Genomic DNA, 15,276 nt, shown 5'->3' with positions numbered 1-15,276 from the left:
AGTATATCATATGAACAGCTTCAGTCAGAACTTGAATCAGCGATTTCCGCCGATGATTTCAACCTCTGTGTGCATATCAATCTCGTATTTTTCACGGATTGTCTTTTTCACATGGTCAATGAGATCAAGCACATCTTTTGCTGATGCTCCCCCCGCATTGACGATGAAGTTTCCGTGCATCTCCGATATCTTTGCACCGCCGATTTGATATCCTTTCAAGCCTGCTTTTTCTACAAGGTTCCCGGCATGATTGGGAAGCGGATTTCTGAATATGCTTCCCGCACAAGGACTTGAATACGGCTGTGTATTTTTTCTATAGTCTTTATTGCTTTGCATTCGCTGAACGATTGATTCCTTATCCTTCTGCTCCAGCTGCAAAACAGCTTCAAGGCAAACGCCCGGGCGTTTCTTTTGCAGTACAGATGTCCTGTAGCTGAAATCCATCTGCTCATTTGTCAGCCACTCAATCGTTCCGTCTTCAAACAAAATATGCGCTTTGACGAGGATCTCGCTCATATCAGAACCGTGAGCGCCGGCATTCATATAAACCGCTCCGCCGACTGATCCTGGAATGCCGGCAGCAAATTCCAAACCGGACAGGCCTTTTTTGCTCAATGATGTAGCAAGGCGGACCACTGAATAACCGCCTCCGACTGTTACTTGCTCCCCTTCAAGCTCCAAATGGTCAAGACCCGCACCCAGCTTGATCACTACGCCTCTAATTCCTTCATCTAAAACAAGAAGATTTGATCCGCGGCCGATGACTGTCCACTTCACATCATATTTTTTAATCACGTCCATGATGTCTTTAACAGCATCTACACTGCTTGGAATGACCAATACATCCGCAGGTCCGCCGATTTTCATCGTTGTATGATTCGCGAGCGGTTCATTTGCAAGAACCTTGCCGACTTCGCGTTCTTTTAATTCCTGTATCACTTTCTCCATCGTAAACCTCCGCATTCCATTTGCTTTTCTACTATTTTTTTAATTCCTCGAGTACGCTGTATAAACGGGCAGCCGCGTCAGGAACACCGAGTGACTTTGTTCGTTCGCTCATTTCCTTTAACGTTTGCTCATTCAGTACAATCCGGTCTAGCGCTTCAATCAGCTTCTCCCCGCTGAGCTCTGTTTCTTTCAGTACAATCGCCGCATCATGCTGGCCAAGAGATCTCGCATTGACCTCCTGGTGATTCGCTGTCACATATGGACTTGGGATCAGAACACTTGGGATTCCGAGAGCAGTAATTTCGGCAATCGTTGTCGCACCGGCTCTGGCCACAATGACATCAATGGCCTTTAAATACTCAGGCATTTGATGAAGAAACGGCTTTGTGACCATATTATCAGCGGCGCCCTTGCTTTTCAGCTCATTCATTACTTTTTCATAGTGAACTTCACCGGTGATATACAGCACTTGATAGTCTCTTGTTTTCAGCGCATCCTGCATGTCAATGACAGCGCGGTTAATCGGTGCAGCGCCTCGGCTTCCGCCGAAAATTAAGACCGTTTTTTTGTCTTCAGAAAGCCCAAATTCAGCCATTGATCGTCCCGTCTTTATTGAGACGACTTCAGAGGCTCTCGGGTTTCCCGTAAATACAACTTTCTCGCTAGGAAAATGTGATTTCGCTTCTTCAAAACAAATCGCTACTTTATTAACATATTTTGAAAGAAACTTATTCGTGATGCCCGGCAGGCTGTTTTGTTCATGGACAATAGTCGGAATTCCCATTTTCGCAGCGGCATAAACAACCGGCCCGCATACATAACCGCCCGTTCCAATTACGGCATCGGGCTTAAATTCCGCTAAATACGATTTACTCTTTTTGACGCCCTTCAGAAAACGCATCACAGTCTTGACATTTTCAAATGACAATTTTCTTTTAAATCCTGTAATTTCAATTGAACGAAACGGTATATTCTCCCGCTCAACAATTTTTTTCTCCAGCCCGTTTTCTGTTCCGATATATAAAAATTCCACATTAGGATGACGTCTTTGCACTTCTTTAATAAAAGCAAGCGCAGGATAAATATGTCCCCCTGTACCGCCTCCGCTTATTGCAATTCGCATTTCTTTTCCCCCAGTCTAAGTTTCTCTATAACATAACGATAACCCTGTTTTGTTGGACAGGGTTATCGCATCAATTGTTTCCAAGCTTCATGTTAGACAGGAAGCATGGACATACATTCGTTAATACCTCGAGTAGCGGCTTACATTCAGCAGCACACCAACTGCCATCAGCATTAGAGTCAATGAAGAGCCTCCGTAGCTCAGAAACGGGAGCGTGATGCCTGTTACAGGAATCAGGCCCGTGACTACGCCGATATTTATCATGACTTGAATGGCAATCATTGAAATAATGCCGACTGCGACAAAGCTTCCGTACAGATCAGGGGCACCAAGCGCAATTCTGATTCCTCTCCACAGCAGGACGCTGAAGAGGAGCAAAATAAGTGTTCCCCCGATAAAGCCCAGCTCCTCTGACAAGATGGCGAAAATAAAGTCTGTTTGCGGCTCAGGCAGATAAAAGAACTTCTGTCTGCTTTGTCCGAGCCCCATTCCGAACAACCCGCCGGGCCCCACTGCATAAAGCGATTGAATGATCTGAAATCCGCTTCCGAGCGGATCTTCCCATGGATTTAAGTATGAGGTAATCCGTTTAATTCGATATGGAGCCGATAGTACGAGCCCGACAAATCCGCTGAGGCCGATCAGCCCGAGAAAGACGAAATGGGCGATCCGCGCGCCGGCTACAAAAATCATGACAATACAAGTTCCGACCATTACTGTCCCCGTTCCGAGGTCAGGCTGGCACATGATAATCAAAAATGCTGAAAACACGATGCCAAGTGCGGGGACGAACCCCCGTCTGAACGATGTGATGTTTTTTTGTTTTTCAGAGAGAAATTTAGCAAGGAATGCAATCATCGCAAGCTTCATAAACTCTGAAGGCTGTATGCTGAATGCTCCGACTCCGATCCAGCTTCTTGAACCGTTCCGCACCATTCCGACGCCCGGTATCAAAACAAGCACCAGAAGGAAAAAGCAGATAACCATTAGCAATTTGGACCATGTCCTCCAAGTCCAATAATCGACATTCATGATAAAAAACATAGCAATGACGCCGATTCCCGCAAACAAAAGCTGCCGTTTCGCGAAAAAGAATGAGTCGTCAAATTTATAATCCGCCCATACCGCACTCGCACTGTACACCATAATTAATCCGATTGTTAATAATAATAACGTAATGATGACCAATAACAAATCAGGCGATGTTTTTTTAGTAGTCAAAGCAATCGACACCCCAAGCTTAAAGTCATTAGGGCTGCCGATTTACTTCAAGACAAGCCCTTACTTAAGCATATGCACGGCATCTATAAACATGTCACCGCGTTCTTCAAATGTTTTGAATTGATCCCAGCTCGCACACGCGGGTGACAGCAGGATGACATCTCCTTCATTTGAGAGCGCAAACGCCGCAGATACTGCTTGTTCAACATTATCGACACGTTTGACATGTTGTATTCCCAGTTCATTGCCGAGTTTCTCAAGTTTTGGCGCCGTCTGGCCAAATGTAAGCACTGCTTTGACATGCTTCATATAAGGTTTCAAGTCATCAAAACCATTTCCGCGATCCAGTCCGCCCGCAAGCAGAATGACCGGCTTATCAAAAGCTGAAAGCGCCTTGCTTGTCGCCAGAATGTTTGTTGCTTTACTGTCGTTATAAAATTTGCGGCCATTCACAGTTGTGACATATTGGAGGCGGTGCTTCACACCAGTAAAGCTTGTCAGCACCTTTTTAACCGCCTCATTGGAAGCTCCTGCCGTTTTCACAACTGCAATAGCTGCTAAAATGTTCTCCAGGTTATGAGCACCGGGCAGTACAACCTCTTCCAGAGGAAGAATGGCTTCGCCGTTAAACATAATCATACTGTCTTTTACATATGCGCCCTGTTCAAGCGTTTTGCTGCCTGAAAACGGGACGATTTCGGCTTTTCCGGCTTCAGCAAGACGCACGACGGTTTCATCATCCTGGTTGACAATGGCTTTATCTGAAGCAGTCTGATGAAGGTATACTTTCTGTTTCGCTTTTTCATAGTTTTCGCGCGTATGGTGATAATCCAGATGGGCGTCAAATACATTTAAAATCAGGCTGATTTCCGGTCTGAAAGCGTGTGTTCCCATCAGCTGAAACGAAGACAGTTCAGTAACGATCCATTCATCTCCATCAGCATGATAGGCAACCTCACTTGCGACTGTGCCGATGTTTCCGGCAATCAGTGCTTTTTGCGAGTCTGCTTTGAGCATTTCGTAAATTAGCGTTGTCGTGGTCGTTTTACCGTTCGATCCGGTAATCCCGATAAACTTGGCGCTGGTCAGGTAGTAAGCGAGCTCAATTTCCGTCCAAACCGGAATGCCTCGTTTCTCCGCTTCCTGAACCATAATATTTTCATAAGGAATTCCCGGGTTTTTGATCAGAATCGTGATTTGATGCTGATCGAACAGAGAAACTGGATGCTCTCCGCAAACAACTTCGATTCCTTTTTCAGAAAGCTTTTGTGCCGGTTCATTTTCTTCAAAAGGCTTTTGATCATTGACTGCAACATAAATGCCTTTTTCATGAAGAATGGAGGCCGCCGCATATCCGCTTTTCGCAAGCCCAAGGATTAAAAAATGCTGTTTCTGTAAAAATTGATCATTTTCCACTTATAACCACACCTCGATGTAAATTCCTAAAACGGCAAGCAAAAGTCCCGCAGCCCAAAACGTCACGACTACTCTCCATTCAGACCAGCCGACAAGCTCATAATGGTGATGAAGCGGACTCATTTTAAAGATTCGTTTACCTGTCGTTTTAAAGCTGATGACCTGCAAAATAACAGATAATGTCTCGATAACGAATACACCGCCGATGATAACCAGCAGGATCTCTAATTTCGTTAAAATGGCAATGGTAACAATGGCTCCTCCCAATGCAAGCGATCCCGTATCTCCCATAAAAACTTTGGCCGGATGAGCATTAAATACAAGGAAGCCCAGAACTGCACCGACAACGGCAACTGAGAAAATCGCTACGTCATATTGAGACTGATTCCATGCCAAAATGGCAAAGGCGCCAAAGGCAATCGCCGCAGTACCGGATAATAACCCGTCAAGGCCGTCAGTCAGGTTAACTGCGTTTGATCCGCCGACTAGCATAAAGAGCACAAGGATAAAGTAAGCCCAGCCAAGATCAAATGATAAGTCAGTTCCAGGAATGCGAATATCAGTCGCAAAATTGTAATAATGATACACGGCGTAAAATACAACTGCAATAATAATTTGTCCGATCAGCTTTTGCTTTGATGTCAACCCAAGATTGCGCTTCATGACAACCTTGATGTAATCATCTAAAAAGCCAAGCAAACCGTAGCCTAGCGTAACAAACAGAAGCAGCACCATTTCGGGGCTTATTTCTGAAAACTTCTGTGTCATCACAATTGTTGTCACTATGATAGAAAGTATGATCATGACCCCGCCCATTGTCGGTGTCCCTGATTTTTTCTGATGTGATTTCGGTCCTTCTTCTCTAATACTCTGGCCGAATTTTAATCTTCTTAAAAACGGAATAAGAATCGGAGAGAGCAGAACACTAATTAAAAACCCCATTAAAATTGTAAACAGAATGACTTGCTCAAGCATTGTCCTTTTCTCCTCCTGTTTCTTTCAAACGACATACGTAGTTATCATATTCATGATTTTTTTCCATATGAAAAATCTTTTCAAGCTCCATTATTCAGTAACATCTCTTTCCTATGAATTCGTCTTATTCTTATTGAGTTCAACAATGGCTCTCGCCGCTACTTCAGCATCATCAAAATCGAAAGTTTCATTTCCGATCTGCTGATAGGTTTCATGTCCTTTTCCGGCAATGAGGACAACGTCGCCTTTTTTGGCATTGGCAATTGCGAAAAAGATCGCCTGCTCGCGGTTTGCAATACTGTGATAGTATGCGCTCTCTACTCCGGCTTCCATATCTCTTAAAATCGCGCGAGGATCTTCGCTTCTCGGGTTATCTGACGTGAAAATCGGCTCGTCAGCCAGCTCCACAGCAATTTTAGCCATTTTCGGGCGCTTCGTCTTATCTCTGTCTCCTCCGCAGCCGACAACGACAAATAGCTTTCCTTCCGTCATATCTCTGCATGTCTCCAGCACATTTTCAAGGCTGTCCGGTGTGTGCGCGTAGTCTACAATGACAGGAAACTCCTGCTGCTGATTGACCAATTCAAAACGGCCTCTTACACCATGCAATTCTTCAACAGCCTCAGTGATGATTTCAAACGGTATGCCTGCTGCAATACATGTCGCAACAGCGGCCAGCACGTTATACACATTAAATTGTCCGACGAGAGACATCGTGATGTGCTTCGTGCCTTTGTTTGTCACGAGATCAAAGCTTGTGCCCTGTGCAGTGATACTGATGTTCTTCGCCATCACATCAGCATCGTTTTTAATTCCGTATGTAGAGATATGCGCAGCTGTTACCTTTTCAAAATAAGCGCTCGCCTCATCGTCAGCATTCAGGACGGCACGCTTTGGATGTTCGTGGTTGAAAGCCCCGCCAAGTTGGGAAAAGAGCAAGCTTTTTGCATGCCGGTACTCATCCATCGTTTTATGATAGTCCAGATGGTCCTGTGTTAAATTCGTAAACACGGCAATATCATAATCACAGCCATGGACGCGCCCTAAAGACAAAGCATGGGAAGAAACCTCCATGATTGCAGTGTCAACGTGCTTGTCATTCATTTTCTTAAACGTTTTCTGCAGCGTGACGCTTTCCGGAGTCGTGTTTTTAACAGGAAGTGTTTCGTCTCCGATTTTCATGTACATTGTACCGATCAAGCCTGTGCGTTTTCCCGCTTTTTTCAGAATCTCATCGACCATGTGGGTCGTTGATGTTTTGCCGTTTGTCCCTGTTATGCCAATCAGCTGAAGCTTCTTCGTCGGCTGTCCGTAAAACGCATCAGACAAAACGCTGAGCGCGCGAAGTGACTGCCTGACAATAATAACAGGAACATTCACATCGACCTCTCTTTCTGCCACAATAGCCGCTGCGCCGTTTTCTACTGCTTTTTGCGCAAAATCGTGGCCATCCACCGTATACCCTTTTACACATACAAAAAGACTCCCTTTCTTTACTTCTCTGGAGTCCATCTCAATTGAAGTTATTTCAGGGTCTTGTGAGTCGTTTACAGAAGGTTCGGTTGTTAAGTATGTAAGCAGCTTTGTAAGTTTCATCGTATCAAACCTCTCAACATTCTAATTCGTTCTTTTTATCATTGAAGTCACATCAAATGATGTGGTAATGATTTTAAGCATACAGTTCATATTTTAGCGTAAATAAAAGGATACATCCAGCTAATCTTGAAAGATATCAGCATTTTTTCTGCAATAAAAGAATAGGCAGTCCGAATCAATCGGCTGCCTCCTTTTCATCTTCTTCAGTCAAATACACGCGTATCTTTGAGCCTTCTTTTACTTTCGTTCCGGCAGCTGGCGATTGTTTAACGATTTTGCTCCCTTTCCCGGAAGCATCCACATTGAGATTCACCAATAGTGACTCAAGATCTGAGACAGACATCCCTACAACATTCGGAACTTCTATTGTTTTTGTGTCGTTCCATTGGTATTTTTTCTCGATTTGATTTTTCCGGGGCTTCACACCAAGTTCCGGCAGACTGTCTCTCATAATATTTCCGACAATAGGCGCTGCAACCGTTCCCCCAAATTGAATCGTGCCTTTCGGGTTATCCACCGCAACGTAGACGACTAGACTCGGATCATCAGCTGGCGCGAAACCGATAAATGATACAATATGGTTGTTTTCAAGGTATTTTCCATCTTTAACCTTTTGTGCAGTTCCCGTTTTTCCTCCGACACGATATCCTTCTACAAATGCATTGCGGCCGGTTCCTTCTGCGACGACGCTTTCTAGAGCATAGCGGATTTGTTTGGATGTTTCCTCAGAAATGACTTGTTTCTTTGCGATTGGTGATTGTTTTTTGACCGTTTTCTTCGTAACAGGATCGATCCATTCCTTTGCAATATAAGGTGTGTAGAGGGTTCCTCCGTTTACAGCGGCGGATACTGCTGCAACCTGCTGAATCGGCGTGACGGATACTCCCTGTCCGAAAGCCGTAGTTGCTTGCTCCACCGGGCCCACTCTCTCAAGCGGGAATAAGATGCCTGTTCCCTCGCCTTGGAGATCAATCCCCGTTTTTTGTCCAAAACCAAAGTCTTTGATATATTTGAAAAGCTTTTCCTTTCCTAAGCGCTCGCCTAATTCAACAAACCCCGGGTTGCAGGAGTTCTGCACAACTTCCAGATACGTCTGCAGCCCGTGCCCGCCTCTTTTCCAGCACCGCAGTCTCGCTCCGTCCACTTCCGCATGCCCTTTATCATAAAATTGATCCCGTTTCAAATTTACTTTTTGCTCTTCAAGGGCTGCTGCAAGTGTAATAATTTTAAAGGTAGATCCCGGTTCATACGTGCTCCATACTGGCAGATTTCGATTGTAGACGGACGGATCAACAGATTGGTAATCAGCAGGGTCGAAGTCAGGCCTGCTAGACATCCCCAAAATTTCTCCGTTTTTCGGATTCATGGCTACGGCAATCATGCCGTCCGGATGATATTTGGCCTCAGCGTTATCAAGCTCTCTTTCCATTATCGTCTGGACCTTTGAATCAACCGTCAGCTTCATATCAAGCCCATCCTTAGGCGGCGTATAGTCATCCGCTTCATCAGGCATTTTTTTACCCTTGGCATCTGTATAAAACTTAACAGAACCTTTTTCCCCTTTTAAATCATCGTCGTAATAGGCTTCAAGTCCAAGGAGCCCTTGGTTGTCAATTCCTGCAAATCCAAGCACATGAGATAAAAAGCTGCCGAACGGGTAATGACGGATACTGTCCTCCGCAACATACACACCTTTTAAATCAAGCGCTTTGATTTCTTTCGCCTTCTCATTTGAAATTTTTCTCCCTTCAGGAGTGATCTTTTCGATTGACGCTTTTTTTGTCACATGTTTATATACTTTTTCTTCTGACATATTGAGCACCGCCGCAAGCTGCTTGCTCGTTTTCATCGGATTCTGAACTTGGCGCGGCACGACGAATACGGTCGGCGCACTTTTGTTTGTTGCGAGCTTCACACCATTCCGATCCAGTATCTCGCCTCTCTCCGGCTCAAACGGCAAGTTCCGGCTCCAGGAATCTTTCGCCAGCGAAGTCAGTTTTTCGCCCATCACAAACTGAACATACCCCAGCCTTGTATCAATGATCAGAAACACGATCACGCCAAAAAGCAAAACAAATAATAAACGTTTTCTAACCGTTACATTCGAGACGCGCAAGAGACCGTTCACTCCTTATTTAGGCTTGTTTCATTTTATGCCTGAAATTGGACAGGTAGAACGATGCTCCTCTGAAGGCATAAAAAAAGAAAGCCTGCATAACGCAAGCTTTCTTTTTAATCAGGATTTTTAAACTTAACCTTGATTACGGTTTTGTCTTTGATTTCTTTGTCTTTCTTAACACTTTGGCTGACAGCGTAGCCTTGCCCGTTTACTTCAATATGAATTCCCGCGAGCTCACCGTACTGAAGAACCTCTCTTCTCGACCAGCCAGTCATATCAGGCATTTTGATTTTGCCGCCCGTTTTCAGGAAGACCTTTTGATTGGTGAGAACTTCCTCATCCGCTTTCGGATACTGTTCTTTTACAGCGACATCACTGCCAATGACAATTGGTGTGAGATTCTCCTCTTTTGCTTTCTTTTGAGCAGCAGCTACCGTTTGATCTGTTAAATCAGGCATTGTCTGCGCTTTTGTTTCTTCCTTATCTGAGTCAGATTTTTCAGTTGGTTCAATATTCAGATAGTGCAGGCTGTTTTTCATTGTTGGGTTGAAGATTTCAGATACTGGTTCTGAACTGCTCTGACCTGCTTTTAGCTGCGGCTGCTGTACAGCAACATAAATTAATAGCTCAGGATTATCTTTTGGAGCCATACCCATAAACGAAAAAATATAGTTATCTGTGCCGTCTAAATATCCGCCTTTACCGGCTATTTGCGCAGTACCTGTTTTCCCGGCAACATCAAAACCTTCGATTTTATAAGCTTGCCCTGTTCCGATCTTCGATGTAACGACTTCTCCCAATATATCCCGCACCTTTTTCGCTGTGCTTGCAGAAATTGGGGTTCCGGCTGATTCCGGCTTATTTTGATAAATAGTTTTATCTTTATCTGGGTCAACGATATGGTCAATGACATAAGGTTTCATCATTTTGCCGTCATTCGCAATTGCCGTCGCGGCCTGAAGCTGCTGAATTGGTGTGACCGCAGACGCTTGGCCGTATGCAGTTGACGCCTTATCAAATTCATATTTAAAGTTGATTTTACTGGAGACTTCTCCTGGCAAATCAATACCTGTTTTCTGGTAAAAATTGAATTTGTGCAAATATTGATTGAGGCGGTCATATCCCAGCTTTTCTTTCGCAAGTTTCGCAAAAGCGACATTCGACGATCTTAGGACGCCGTCACGATATGTTGTCGGACCCCAGCCTACACCGTTATTGTGATCCTTAACAGGTGCTCCGCCAACTTCAAATGTCCCTGACTTATATTGTTCGTTCGCATTAAACACGTTTTCCTGCATCGCAGCAGCGAGTGTAAAGATCTTCATCGTTGATCCGGGCTCATACGCATATGAAATCAAATCATTATAGTAGTTTGTCACATCGCGCTTGTTCGGATCAAAGCTTGGGCGCTGTCCCATAGCAAGGACTTTGCCCGTTTTCGGATCGACAACTGCGGCCATGATTTTTTTCGGATTATACTTTTGCGCTACTTTTGTCATGCTGTCTTCTAAAAAGGTTTGAATTTTCTGGTCAATGGTTAAATATACATTGTCACCATTTTTTGGCGCTGTAATTTTATTTTTGCTGTTCGGGAGCTCCCAGCCGGATTTGTCGCTTTCATATGTCACATATCCGTCGCGCTCCTTCAAATACTTATCCAGCACTTTTTCTAACCCCATCGCGCCGGAAATTTCATTTGTGTCTTGATCAACCTCGGCATAGCCGATTAAATTGGATGCGAAAATACCATTTGGATAGTAGCGTTTTGTATCCCGCAAAAATGAAATGCCCGGGAGTTTCATTTTTTCAATTTTTTGCTTTTGTGAATACGTAATATCCCGGCCAGCTGAGCCAAACTCGACTTGTTTTGCATCTTTATTTAAGATATCAAGGATGTCGGCCTTGTCCAAGTTTATCACTTTAGACAATGCTTCCGCCGTTTTTTCTTTGTTTACAACATGCTGAGGATGCTTGACATCAGTGGTCATTTTTTTATCGAGAATCGCAATCAATTTATACGTCGCTGTGTCCTCTGCTATGACTTTTCCTTTTCGGTCTAAAATCGAGCCGCGGCTCGCTTCGATGGTCCGTTTCTTTTCATGCTGCTCTGTCGCTTTTGTCGCAAGCACTTCGCCGTTCGCTTTTCCGGTTATTTGAATATATGCCATTCTCCCCAGGATGACAAAGAAAAAGAGAGCGAAACAAATACTTAGAATCGCTGCTCCTCTATTCATAAATTTATTCTTTTTTGGCATTTGAATCATTCCTGTATGTTTTTCACTTTTTTATCTTTTAAATTCAAGCCGTTCTTTTTCGCAATGTCCATAATGCGCTGCGGTTTGCTTAAATCAGCAACGCTTTTTTCGAGGTCACCAATTTGCTTATTTTCGGATGAAATTTGCTCCTCAAGCTTTTGCACCTCAATATTGGTTTGATATGCCGCATACGCCTTCGATACGATCAAAAGCGATACGCTGAGCACCGCCGCAGCAAAGAGGACAAGAAGCACTTTTTCTCCGAGAGTAATGGAAGCCCTTTTCTTGACAATCACTTTTTTCTCAGGACTGATCGCATGACGCTGCTGTTTCTCTGGTTGGTAAGCTAAATTGCTCATAGGCTGATGACCTCCTTTTAATTTTGCGTTCGCGTTTCGTTATTTTCTTTTTTCAGCAATCCGAAGCTTGGCAGAACGAGCCCGGTTGTTCTCTTCAAGCTCTTCTTGAGATGCCGTAATCGGTTTTCGTGTGATGAGCTTCAGCTCCGGTTCAAACTCTTCCGGTATAACAGGAAGCCCCGGAGGAAGTTCCGGAAGCGACGACTTTTCTTTAAAAGTGGTTTTGCAAATTCTGTCTTCTAGCGAGTGGAAGGTAATGACCGATACCCTGCCCCCTGGCTTCAGAACCTCAATTGCCTGCTCCAAAGCTTCTTCAAACACCCTAAGTTCATCGTTTACGGCAATTCTGATTGCCTGAAACACGCGTTTAGCGGGATGTCCGCCGCTCCTTCTCGCTGGAGCGGGAATCGCGTCTTTTATTAGATCGACCAGTTGGCCCGTAGTTTGAATAGGAGACTTCATTCTTGCCTCCTCAATTTTTCTGGCGATCTGTTTACTGAACTTCTCTTCTCCGTATTTAAAGAAAATACGGACGAGATCCTCATAGCGCCACTCATTAACGACTTCTTTCGCCGAAAGCGTAGCCGACTGGTCCATCCTCATGTCCAACGGTGCGTCATGATGGTAACTGAATCCGCGCTCAGGTGTATCCAGCTGCGGAGAGGACACCCCTAAATCAAATAAAATACCGTCTACTTCTGTAATGCCTTGTTCATTCAAACATTCTTTTAAATACCTGAAATTGCTTTTAATCAGAATGAGCTGTCCTTTATAATCGGACAACACTTCTTTAGCATGCTGTAATGCCGTATCATCTTGGTCAAAAGCGATTAAACGCCCCTTCTCGGATAACTGCTGCAATAAGTATGTACTATGCCCAGCTCCGCCGAGTGTGCAGTCTACATATGTACCGTCTGGTTTAATATTAAGTCCGTCTACGGTTTCACGAAGAAGTACTGTCTTGTGTTGAAACATATTGTGTTGGTCCCACCTTTTATCAGGATGAATTGAAATTGTTTTTAGAGTGTTATACACGAAGAATCATTATATATCAAACCCAATCATGTTTTCAGCAATTTCAGCAAATGAATCTTCTTGCTCTTCTGTGTATTGTTCCCAAATTACTTTACTCCACAATTCAATTCGATTAGAAACCCCGATAACAACACATTCTTTTTCCAGTTTGGCGTAATTCAATAGAGATGATGCGATATTTACCCTGCCTTGCTTGTCCAGCTCGCATTCAGTCGCCCCTGAAAAGAAGAAACGGGTAAACGCGCGGGCATCTTTCTTTGTGAGAGGAAGAGCTTTTAGTTTTTCTTCAATTTGTTTCCATTCGTGCATAGGGTAGCCGAAGAGACATTGGTCAAGTCCTCTAGTCAGCACAAATTGCTCACCTAGGCCTTCTCTGAATTTAGCGGGTACGATCATGCGGCCTTTCGCATCGATGGTATGCTGATATTCACCCATAAACATGATCTCTTGCCCCACTTTCTCTCCTTAACTCACCACTATTCACCACTTCGCTCCACAACTTCATTTTACACTGTTTACCCATAAAAAAAAACCCTGAACTATTCAGGGTTCTTTAAAACTTTATTTCAAAGTTTGACAACTTGATGTTGATTTTGAAAAGAAAATGGCAGATTCTTGAATGTCGTGAAGAATTTTGGACCATACCTGTTCAAATAATACATGATATTCCAAATCCGTTCTTGCGGCGCAAGAAGCGGCTTAATGCTATTTTGAATTCTTTCATAATCCTTCAAAACGTAGCCTTCTTTTTCTTCAATTCGCTTCGTCACTGTGCGCTCTAAGAATTGAAGCTGATCCTGAATAAAAGCGGCATTTTTCAGGAGTAAAGGTTCCATGCTTTGATCAACCTTTAACGCCTCCTGCCGGACCGTTTTGTGAATCGCTTCAATTTGGCTTTTCGCCTGATCCATCACCGCCGTAAACTCTTCCGGAATCTGGCGCTCGAAGTATGTCTCTCTTTGATTCTCCGTTCCGCGCTCAATCGCGTCTTGTAATGAGATATTCCGTTCAACCAGTTTTTTCTCAATATGCCGCTCAAGTATCGTAATGTTCAGCCTTGGCATGACAGGAGGCATTTTAAAGCCCATCACCGCAAAAGCCTGTTTGAGCTCGCCCCAATAATTGATTTCTCCAGGCCCTGCAATAAATGCTAAAGTCGGAATGAGAAATTCCTGCATTAACGGTCTCGTTACAACATTGTTGCTGAAACGCTCTGGATGTTCTTCCATATGTGTATGAAGTTCATCCATCGTCCATCCTAGATCAAGCTCTTTGATGACAAATCGGCCGTTGTCTTTTTCAATTAAAAAACGCTCTTCTTCGTATTCATAAAACAGATTCGCCTGCTCTTTTCCGGACTCGATAATCGGTTTGTAGCCTGCTTGACGCATGAAGGCCTGCTGATCTGATACAGCGCGGGCGAGTTCATCATTTTCTCGAAGAATCTTTTGGAACATGGCCGTTTCCAGCTTTTTAATCCCCGGATCTCCAGAATTTAATAAAACTAAGCCCTCTTCTTGGAACAAATCCGCGATCAGCAGCTCAAAGAAGTCAGTAAACGTAACAGATTCCCTTAAACATCGTTTCACATTGTCGAGAAGTGTATTCGTATGGTCTGTTTCTTCAAAAGCGGCAAAAACATCATCTATCCACGCGGCACACTTTTCCTGATCAAGCGATGTACTCGCTGCTGATGATTTCTTCCAATAAGACTGAGGCAGCTTTTTTTTCACAGGCCCATTCTCTTCAGATGTGTGAACAAAATTAATCTCATCCAAATCGTGGTCTTCTCCAGCCACCCAGAAGATTGGTATGACAGGCACTTGCAGTTCCTTTTCTTGTTGCTTTGCTAAAACAATGATTGAAATGATTTTATGTATGGTGTAAAGCGGTCCTGTTAAAAGTCCTGCCTGCTGTCCGCCGACTACAGCGGCACTTGACGGGTCCTTCAGCTTCTCAATAGCAGACTGCATCGCACTTGAACCGAATTTATTATGGTAAGAGGTTAAGTACGCCGCCAATTCCTCTCTTGCGAAAAACCGGGAAGATAAGTCTTCCAGTCTTTCGCGCCACATGTCCTTATGATGAATACTGTAATCAAAAAAAGAAGACATTTCTTCTTTGCCATCTATATAGTGCTGTACAAACACATTCTGATTTTTGATGGAAAGTTCAGTTAGCTGCATCTTCTAGAACTTCCTTTCTCCAATAAATAGTTAGTGATCCGAA

At 43.9% G+C, this 15,276-nt stretch carries 12 protein-coding genes; all 12 read right to left on the bottom strand.

Features of this window, described 5'->3' with window-relative positions; all coding sequences use genetic code 11:
* Nucleotides 1-36: 36 nt before the first annotated feature.
* Nucleotides 37-948, bottom strand: coding sequence for a UDP-N-acetylmuramate dehydrogenase (gene murB / locus M1D65_RS08190; protein WP_021479336.1), 912 nt, complete (start codon nt 946-948; stop codon nt 37-39).
* Between the two features lie 31 nt (nt 949-979).
* Nucleotides 980-2,071: an undecaprenyldiphospho-muramoylpentapeptide beta-N-acetylglucosaminyltransferase gene (gene murG, locus M1D65_RS08185; protein WP_015383602.1), complete on the bottom strand. Its 1,092-nt coding sequence runs from the start codon at nt 2,069-2,071 to the stop codon at nt 980-982.
* Nucleotides 2,072-2,191: 120 nt separating this feature from the next.
* The gene (spoVE, locus tag M1D65_RS08180; RefSeq protein ID WP_003244810.1) at nt 2,192-3,292 is read right to left on the bottom strand and encodes a stage V sporulation protein E; all 1,101 of its coding nucleotides are present in this window, start codon (nt 3,290-3,292) and stop codon (nt 2,192-2,194) included.
* Nucleotides 3,293-3,352: 60 nt separating this feature from the next.
* Entirely contained in the window at nt 3,353-4,708 is a 1,356-nt protein-coding gene (gene murD, locus M1D65_RS08175) for a UDP-N-acetylmuramoyl-L-alanine--D-glutamate ligase (RefSeq protein ID WP_120028068.1), read from the bottom strand.
* On the bottom strand, nt 4,709-5,683 hold the full coding sequence (mraY, locus tag M1D65_RS08170; RefSeq protein ID WP_003232192.1) for a phospho-N-acetylmuramoyl-pentapeptide-transferase: 975 nt from the start codon (nt 5,681-5,683) through the stop codon (nt 4,709-4,711).
* A 111-nt stretch (nt 5,684-5,794) separates the two neighbouring features.
* Nucleotides 5,795-7,279 carry a UDP-N-acetylmuramoyl-L-alanyl-D-glutamate--2,6-diaminopimelate ligase gene (locus M1D65_RS08165; protein WP_103803455.1) on the bottom strand — a complete coding sequence of 495 codons (1,485 nt, stop codon included), beginning with the start codon at nt 7,277-7,279 and terminating at the stop codon, nt 5,795-5,797.
* Nucleotides 7,280-7,454: 175 nt separating this feature from the next.
* A complete protein-coding gene (locus M1D65_RS08160; protein WP_003245048.1) occupies nt 7,455-9,395 on the bottom strand; it encodes a stage V sporulation protein D in 1,941 nt (646 codons plus the stop codon).
* Nucleotides 9,396-9,511: 116 nt separating this feature from the next.
* Entirely contained in the window at nt 9,512-11,653 is a 2,142-nt protein-coding gene (gene pbpB, locus M1D65_RS08155; RefSeq protein WP_456270833.1) for a penicillin-binding protein 2B, read from the bottom strand.
* 5 nt (nt 11,654-11,658) lie between these two features.
* On the bottom strand, nt 11,659-12,012 hold the full coding sequence (gene ftsL, locus M1D65_RS08150) for a cell division protein FtsL (protein ID WP_003232200.1): 354 nt from the start codon (nt 12,010-12,012) through the stop codon (nt 11,659-11,661).
* Between the two features lie 39 nt (nt 12,013-12,051).
* Nucleotides 12,052-12,987 carry a 16S rRNA (cytosine(1402)-N(4))-methyltransferase RsmH gene (gene rsmH / locus M1D65_RS08145; RefSeq protein ID WP_014479723.1) on the bottom strand — a complete coding sequence of 312 codons (936 nt, stop codon included), beginning with the start codon at nt 12,985-12,987 and terminating at the stop codon, nt 12,052-12,054.
* Nucleotides 12,988-13,056: 69 nt separating this feature from the next.
* Nucleotides 13,057-13,488, bottom strand: a complete 432-nt coding sequence (gene mraZ, locus M1D65_RS08140) for a division/cell wall cluster transcriptional repressor MraZ (RefSeq protein WP_003221402.1) — start codon at nt 13,486-13,488, stop codon at nt 13,057-13,059.
* Nucleotides 13,489-13,613: 125 nt separating this feature from the next.
* Nucleotides 13,614-15,233 (bottom strand): bacillithiol biosynthesis cysteine-adding enzyme BshC, encoded by a 1,620-nt coding sequence (bshC, locus tag M1D65_RS08135; RefSeq protein ID WP_103803453.1) that lies wholly within the window; start codon nt 15,231-15,233, stop codon nt 13,614-13,616.
* Nucleotides 15,234-15,276 lie beyond the last annotated feature (43 nt).

Source organism: Bacillus sp. JZ39, assembly GCF_053903145.1.
This window is presented reverse-complemented; position numbering and strand designations above follow the sequence as displayed.

Coding starts and splice junctions, on each gene's coding strand:
- mraZ (WP_003221402.1), bottom strand. CDS start 13,488: ATGTTTATGGGTGAATATCAGCATACCATCGATGCGAAAGGCCGCATG.
- pbpB (WP_456270833.1), bottom strand. CDS start 11,653: ATGCCAAAAAAGAATAAATTTATGAATAGAGGAGCAGCGATTCTAAGT.
- ftsL (WP_003232200.1), bottom strand. CDS start 12,012: ATGAGCAATTTAGCTTACCAACCAGAGAAACAGCAGCGTCATGCGATC.
- M1D65_RS08165 (WP_103803455.1), bottom strand. CDS start 7,279: ATGAAACTTACAAAGCTGCTTACATACTTAACAACCGAACCTTCTGTA.
- bshC (WP_103803453.1), bottom strand. CDS start 15,233: ATGCAGCTAACTGAACTTTCCATCAAAAATCAGAATGTGTTTGTACAG.
- murG (WP_015383602.1), bottom strand. CDS start 2,071: ATGCGAATTGCAATAAGCGGAGGCGGTACAGGGGGACATATTTATCCT.
- murB (WP_021479336.1), bottom strand. CDS start 948: ATGGAGAAAGTGATACAGGAATTAAAAGAACGCGAAGTCGGCAAGGTT.
- rsmH (WP_014479723.1), bottom strand. CDS start 12,987: ATGTTTCAACACAAGACAGTACTTCTTCGTGAAACCGTAGACGGACTT.
- mraY (WP_003232192.1), bottom strand. CDS start 5,683: ATGCTTGAGCAAGTCATTCTGTTTACAATTTTAATGGGGTTTTTAATT.